General features: G+C 46.5%; 5 protein-coding genes. 1 reads left to right on the forward strand and 4 read right to left on the reverse strand.

Translation table 11 applies throughout. The annotated features are described in order from the left end of the window. Nucleotides 1-814: 814 nt before the first annotated feature. The 3 genes from IQ235_RS15310 to IQ235_RS15320 all read right to left on the reverse strand — a co-directional run bounded on the left by IQ235_RS15310 (nt 815) and on the right by IQ235_RS15320 (nt 2,323). Nucleotides 815-1,369 (reverse strand): glutathione S-transferase family protein, encoded by a 555-nt coding sequence (locus IQ235_RS15310; protein ID WP_264322311.1) that lies wholly within the window; start codon nt 1,367-1,369, stop codon nt 815-817. A 211-nt stretch (nt 1,370-1,580) separates the two neighbouring features. Next, nucleotides 1,581-2,057 carry a PIN domain-containing protein gene (locus tag IQ235_RS15315; RefSeq protein WP_264322312.1) on the reverse strand — a complete coding sequence of 159 codons (477 nt, stop codon included), beginning with the start codon at nt 2,055-2,057 and terminating at the stop codon, nt 1,581-1,583. Between the two features lie 2 nt (nt 2,058-2,059). Beyond that, nucleotides 2,060-2,323, reverse strand: a complete 264-nt coding sequence (locus IQ235_RS15320; protein WP_264322313.1) for a UPF0175 family protein — start codon at nt 2,321-2,323, stop codon at nt 2,060-2,062. 366 nt (nt 2,324-2,689) lie between these two features. Here IQ235_RS15320 and IQ235_RS15325 point away from each other — a divergent pair, with 366 nt between their 5' ends. After that, the gene (locus IQ235_RS15325; RefSeq protein WP_264322314.1) at nt 2,690-4,465 is read left to right on the forward strand and encodes a GmrSD restriction endonuclease domain-containing protein; all 1,776 of its coding nucleotides are present in this window, start codon (nt 2,690-2,692) and stop codon (nt 4,463-4,465) included. 37 nt (nt 4,466-4,502) lie between these two features. Here the strand turns inward: IQ235_RS15325 and acnB are convergent. Beyond that, nucleotides 4,503-6,552: bifunctional aconitate hydratase 2/2-methylisocitrate dehydratase (acnB, locus tag IQ235_RS15330; RefSeq protein WP_264322315.1), on the reverse strand; the 2,050-nt coding region annotated here is incomplete at its 5' end.

The following is a 6,552-nucleotide window of genomic DNA, read 5'->3' on the forward strand; positions in this document are numbered from 1 at the left end:
CAGCGGTTTGGGTTCCTCGGTGAGGGAGATTTTCGGCTCAGCTTCCGAGCGGGCCAAAATTTCACTTAAGGTGGGAAGACTCTCGATCGATTCTACTTGCTGTCGAACCACTCCGATTGACCCCCTTTGTAACCTTAAGTTAGCCCCAATATTGCTCCGATGTGGCTTTAATTTCGTTCGTGCGTCCGATTTATATGGGGAATACATCTATCTCGCTCGATCGTTCTGCTGCAATGCGATCTATTCTGTTTCCACAAACCCTTCGCTCGGTTCTTGAAGCGATCGCGCATTGAATTCGATCGAGCAACCCAAGCCAGTGGAAGGTTTCAGGTGCTAAATGATTCAATTTAGATGCGCGTTAGCTTGGTACCATCTTTTGAGGGTTTGCCGGAATGATACGGCAAATATAGGGTTTTCAAAACTGTTGCGAACCAGATGTAGGAGTCAATGACACGAGAGCGCGACCCTTACAAGTTTTCGCAATTTGTTTGAAAAGCCTATATCTCGATCGCTACTACCAGAGTATCGGCATCTTTCGTTTTTCAACATTGGCAACAACCGAACCAAACCGAAGGGGTGGCTGGGGGGATGGGGCACTTCGACAAGCTCAGTGACCGAGAGGGGCAAAGCATTTGAGCGATTAATTATGAGTCCAACGAAACTTAGACTTCCAAATGCTATAGCCCTCACGCATGGCTATAGCGCTGTCGCGCATGGCTTAGCTAACGAAGCGCGCCCTCTTCGGGGGAGCCATTGCGTCAGTCCTATTCAATATTCTCCCCAATTCCGCGCTTTTGCGCCTCCGAATTCAAAACTAACGTCCTTGCATGGCTTTCTGATACGCCGGACGGGCCTGGATGCCTTCGATGTATTTCACCACTGCTGGATAATCGCTTAAGTCCAGTTGGAGCATGATGGGAATGTAGGCCAAAATCGAGCCGACGGCGACATCCACCACGCCGAAGCGATCGCCGAGCATATAGGGTTGGGATGCAAGAATGGCATTCAGGGGAGCCAGCAGGCGGTCTTTTTCCCGCTCGCGAGTGGCTTCGACAAAAATGCCGGGGCCGAGGGTTGCATTAGCAAAGAGCACCCACTGGATGATGGTGGCTTGTTCGGTTAACGACTCTGGCATCCGAGCGTACTTGTGGGCTAGATACAGCAAAATCGCCCCGGATTCCCACAGTTTGAAGTCTCCATCTTCGATCGCCGGGACTTTGCCGATGGGGTTAATTTCCAGAAACTCTGGTTTGAGATGTTCTCCCGCTTGCATATCCAGAAGTACGAATTCGTAGGGTGCGTCAAGTTCCTCAAGATACCAGCGGACGATCGTCGCTCTGCTGCGCGCGCCACCATACAGTTTAATCATCGATACGACATCCCAACTCGTTTTATCGAGAGATTAGCACATCGAAGTGGCGATGGAAGAACCGATCCCCGCGTCCTCGAAAGATGGGAAGTTCGATGTCGAAAATACGGGCAAGATGCATGGGTGTGGAGATGTCTAATCTAAATCGGAGAAAGAGTAAACAAAAAGGGCGATCGAATTTAAGGCGCGGTCGCCTTTCATCAAACTTGAGTCACTTCGCGTGTTTTTGTAGTAGTTCTTGCACGAGTGCTGTAGAGGTACGAAAGTTCGTTTGTCTGAGCAGATCGATTGTCGTTGAAAAATCGATCCAGTTCTGACCCGCAGCACGGTCTAAAATCCCCAAAACACCGGTAATAGCTAGCCCGCGATGAGTTGCCAGACGACGAGCAGCAAGGTCGTCTAGCAGAATAAGGTCGGCTTGTAAACTCTCTGCGAGCAAAATCGCTGCACGTTCTCCTGCATCTAATCTTTGCAAATCTGGCTCGTTCTGAATTGGGCTAGCCTGGACAATTAGCCAAGAAGGAGGAGAAGCAATCCACTGACGAACAACAGGTGGGGCTTTTGGTGCGGCAAGTTCATTCCGAACGACTTCTGGAATAAAGATACGTTCAAAAAGACGAGCCAGAAGATCGATTTGCTCGATAACGACTAGATAAGAAATCGGAGAGGTATTAGAAACAACGAGCATTATCAATCCAGCAGTTCTTGCAGTGCGATTCGATCGCTGTCTAGATCGGATTCAGTATAAGGCGGTTCGGCGCACTCGCGATCGAGGAAATCATAGGTTTCCCAGCGGGAGGTGAAGCCCAGCAGTTGTCCGACTTCCCCCGCACCAATTAAGCCTTTTTCATAAGCTTCGATGGCGACAAGTTCGAGGAATCTTTGGGTTAGGGTTTCGCGATCGCCTGCAAGCTGAGTGGCAATGCGATCGGGAATTTCGAGCGTGATTTGCATATGAAAGTTTCCCTCAGAGTCTTATTTTGATTATGCAACGATTTTGCAAACCCGCTTGAGGTTTCTTTTCGCGGCTGCTTCCATAATCAGGTGTCCCACTTCCGTCGATCCGGTAATGGTCACCTAATTGACATCCATGTGACGGGCGATCACCGCCAGTGCCCACCCGAAACGAGCGAATAGTTGACTGATAGGAAGGTCTATTTTAGTTAAGAGATCGCCGCAGTTCTTCATTTTCAATTGTGGAGTAATTGTGAATTATTAGATTTGTATTATGTAAGAGTTTATACTCAAAAATTAATATTATTAATTATTTTTTGGGCGTATGATATTTGATAATAAATATCTACTCACTTAACAATAATAATGAATATTGTACCTCGTGGAATGACAGTGACAGAAGCTTATCGACTTTATAGGTCTGGTAATTTATTAGTAAATCGAAAGTATCAAAGAAAGCTCGTTTGGACAGAGATAGAGAAGCAAAGACTAATAGGTAGTATCTTAAAAGGATATCCTATTCCACTAATTTTACTAGCCGAACGTCCAAAAGTTCATGGCAGTGGTAAATATGAAATAATAGACGGGATGCAACGTCTCAATGCTATTTTAGGATTTATTGAAAATTTGTTTAGCTTCGATAATAAATATTTTAATTTGTCAGAGTTTTCATATGCAAATCAATTAGCAAATGCAGAAATAATTGCTTTCAACAAAGAAATATCTAAGCTTTCTCCTCAAGAATGTGCTGAAATTTTGGATTATCAGCTAGCAGTGACAATTTATACGGCAATGGAAGAGGATGATATCACAGAAGTGTTTGGTCGAATTAACTCAAGTGGAAAACATTTAAGCAATCAAGACAAAAGACAAGCTGGCGTAACCACAGCATTTGCAGAAGTTGTGCGAAAAATTGCTATTGAATTGCGAGGAGATGTTTCGCCAGATATCTTAAATCTATATGAGATGCCAGAAATTAGTATTAACTCGGGTAAGTCCAATCAAGGATATGGAGTTCCGGCAGAAGATACACTCTGGTGCAAACAAGGAATTTTAAGTGCCCCGAAATTGCGAGATAGTGAAGATGAAGATATGATTGCAGATCTTGCAGCTTCTATACTTCTTCATGAACCTCTAAAAAGAAATCAAGAACATTTAAATAATTTGTATGACTTAAATACAAAACAGTGTAAAGAGATCGAAGCATCTTTGGCTGTATATACATCAGATCGACTCCAGCAGGATATTATTAAGACATTTTCAACTCTTCAAGAAACTATAGAATTATATAGCCAAGAATATAAGTGCCTGTTGCATATTGTTAATCCAAGAGGCACAAATCCAATTCCACAAGCCTTCTACACGATATTTATGGCGTTTTTTGATTTGATAATTAATCAGGAACTTACACCATGTGACCCCACTGAAATTATGCAATCTCTAAAAAATCTTCAGAACACACTGAATATAGCTCGTCGTCATACGAAAGTTTCCGATCGAAAAAAGAACATTAATAAAACAAAAGGATTGATTCAAGATTATTTTTTGAAGCAAGAACCATCTGCTCTTGGATCTGGTTCAGAACTAGCGATAGCTTTTAAAAATTCTTTGCTTCGTTCTCGTATGGAAACTTCGAGATATGAATGTAAGCAAGGTTTACTCAACCTATCAAAAAATCGGTCGCTCAATAAAAAATTAATTGAACAAATTATTAAAACTATATGTGGAATTGCAAATGTAGGACCAGAGTCAGATGGCTATATTCATATTGGTGTTGCTGACTGTCTCAAAGATTCTGATAGAATTAAGAGCTTAGATGAAATACATCCAATTGAAATTAATAAGCGATATGTTGTGGGAATCGATCGAGAAGCAAAAATTCAAAATAAGAAAATTGAGGATTATGTGAAAATTTTAACAAACGCAATTCTCAACTCAAATCTTTCAAAACCTTTAAAAAATGATGTTTTAGCAAAATTCGACACGATATCTTATAAAGGATATTCTGTAGTCAGAATTACAATTCCACCACAAGCTGATGTCTCATTTGTGGGTGATATAGCTTTTACAAGGAAGGATTCATCTACGGTCAAAGTTGAAGGGGCAGAACTGATTGCAGTTTCTAGACGATTCCAAAAGTAGGACAGGTAAGTAACCTACCTGCCCTATTCACTCTTAACTACTTCGCCCCAACCGGCATACCCAAAATATCCTCAATCTTGGGCATATCTTCCAACGCAATTACCCGCCCTTCATCTTCAAATCCATCCATTTCATTGAAGTTGAGATAGCGGTATAAATCCGAGGCAAACGGGTCGATTTTCTCCTTGACAATCTCCATGTACTCTTCCACCGTGGGAATGCGTCCTAGCAGCGCGCAAACCGCCGCGAGTTCAGCAGAACCGAGGTAAACTCGCGCCCCTTTACCCATGCGATTGTTGAAGTTGCGGGTGGAGGTAGAAAACACTGTCGCCCCATCTTCCACGCGGGCTTGATTCCCCATACATAGCGAACATCCCGGCATCTCCGTACGTGCCCCGGCGGCGGCAAAAATGCCGTATATTCCTTCTTCGCGCAATTGCTGTTCGTCCATCCGAGTGGGGGGGCAAATCCAGAGGCGACCTTTGACGGTTCCCGCCCCTTCTAAAATCTTCGCCGCTGCGCGATAATGACCGATATTAGTCATACAAGAACCGATGAATACTTCATCAATTTTGTCGTTCACGCATTCGGACATTAACTTAACATTATCCGGATCGTTAGGTGCGGCGACAATTGGCTCTTTTATTTCGCTTAAATTCACCTCAATGGTATCGGCATATTCGGCATTTTCATCCGCCGTCATCAATTCCGGATTTGCCAGCCATTGCTTCATTTTCGCCACCCGCCGCATAATCGTCCGGGCATCGCTATAACCCCGCGCCACCATATTTTCGAGCAGGGCAACATTCGATCGCAAATACTCGGCAACGGTGTCTTCGCTGAGTTTAATCGTCGAACCGGAACAAGACCGTTCGGCAGTGGCATCGGTCAACTCAAATGCCTGTTCCAGCTTCAAATCAGGCAGACCTTCCATCTCCATAATCCGCCCGGAGAAGACATTTTTCTTATTCTGTTTCTCCACCGTCAGCAATCCTTTTTGGATGGCAACGTAGGGAATGGCATTGACGATATCTCGCAAGGTAATACCCGGTTGCAACTCGCCGGTAAACTTGACCAATACCGACTCGGGCATATCCAAGGGCATCACCCCCAACGCCGCCGCAAACGCCACCAACCCGGAACCGGCCGGGAAGGAAATCCCCAAGGGGAAGCGAGTGTGGGAGTCGCCGCCAGTCCCCACGGTATCGGGCATCAGCATCCGGTTCAGCCAGGAGTGGATGATGCCGTCTCCCGGACGCAGGGCCACCCCGGCCCGTTGGGCGAAGAAGTCGGGCAGACTCTGATGGGTTTTGATATCGACAGGTTTGGGATAGGCGGCGGTGTGGCAGAAAGTCTGAATCACCAAATCGGCGCTAAACCCGAGGCAAGCGAGTTCTTTGAGTTCGTCGCGGGTCATCGGGCCGGTGGTATCCTGGGAACCCACGGTGGTCATTGCCGGTTCGCAAGAGGTTCCGGGACGAACGCCGGGAAGTCCGCAGGCTTTGCCCACCATTTTCTGCGCCAGAGTGAAGCCTTTGCCGGTATCGGCAGGCATTGTGGGGCGAGTAAAGATGGGGCTGATTCCCAGTCCGAGGGCTTCGCGGGTTTTGTCGGTGAGGCTGCGCCCGATGAGGAGGGGAATTCGGCCGCCGGCGCGCACTTCATCAACGATGGTATCGGGTTTGAGGCTGAAGGTGGAAATCACTTCCCCGGCGGCGTTGGTGACTTCGCCTTTATAGGGATGGATGGTGATGACATCCCCGGTTTCCATTTTGGTGACATCGCATTCGATGGGCAACGCGCCGGAATCTTCGGCGGTGTTGAAGAAAATCGGGGCGATCGCACCTCCTAGAATATACCCCCCGGCGCGCTTGTTAGGGACGAAGGGGATATCGTCGCCAATGTGCCACAGCAGGGAGTTAATCGCCGATTTGCGGGAGGAACCCGTCCCCACCACATCGCCGACGTAGGCAACGGGATGTCCTTTTTCTTTGAGTTGAGCAATGGTAGCCAAACCGTCGGGCATCGACGACTCCAGCATCGCTAAGCCGTGGAGGGGAATATCCGGGCGAGTGGTAGCGTGGGGG

This window comes from Zarconia navalis LEGE 11467, from assembly GCF_015207075.1.
GTDB classification, from domain to species: domain Bacteria; phylum Cyanobacteriota; class Cyanobacteriia; order Cyanobacteriales; family Geitlerinemataceae; genus Zarconia; species Zarconia navalis.

Coding starts and splice junctions, on each gene's coding strand:
- IQ235_RS15310 (WP_264322311.1), bottom strand. CDS start 1,369: ATGATTAAACTGTATGGTGGCGCGCGCAGCAGAGCGACGATCGTCCGC.
- IQ235_RS15315 (WP_264322312.1), bottom strand. CDS start 2,057: ATGCTCGTTGTTTCTAATACCTCTCCGATTTCTTATCTAGTCGTTATC.
- IQ235_RS15320 (WP_264322313.1), bottom strand. CDS start 2,323: ATGCAAATCACGCTCGAAATTCCCGATCGCATTGCCACTCAGCTTGCA.
- IQ235_RS15325 (WP_264322314.1), top strand. CDS start 2,690: ATGAATATTGTACCTCGTGGAATGACAGTGACAGAAGCTTATCGACTT.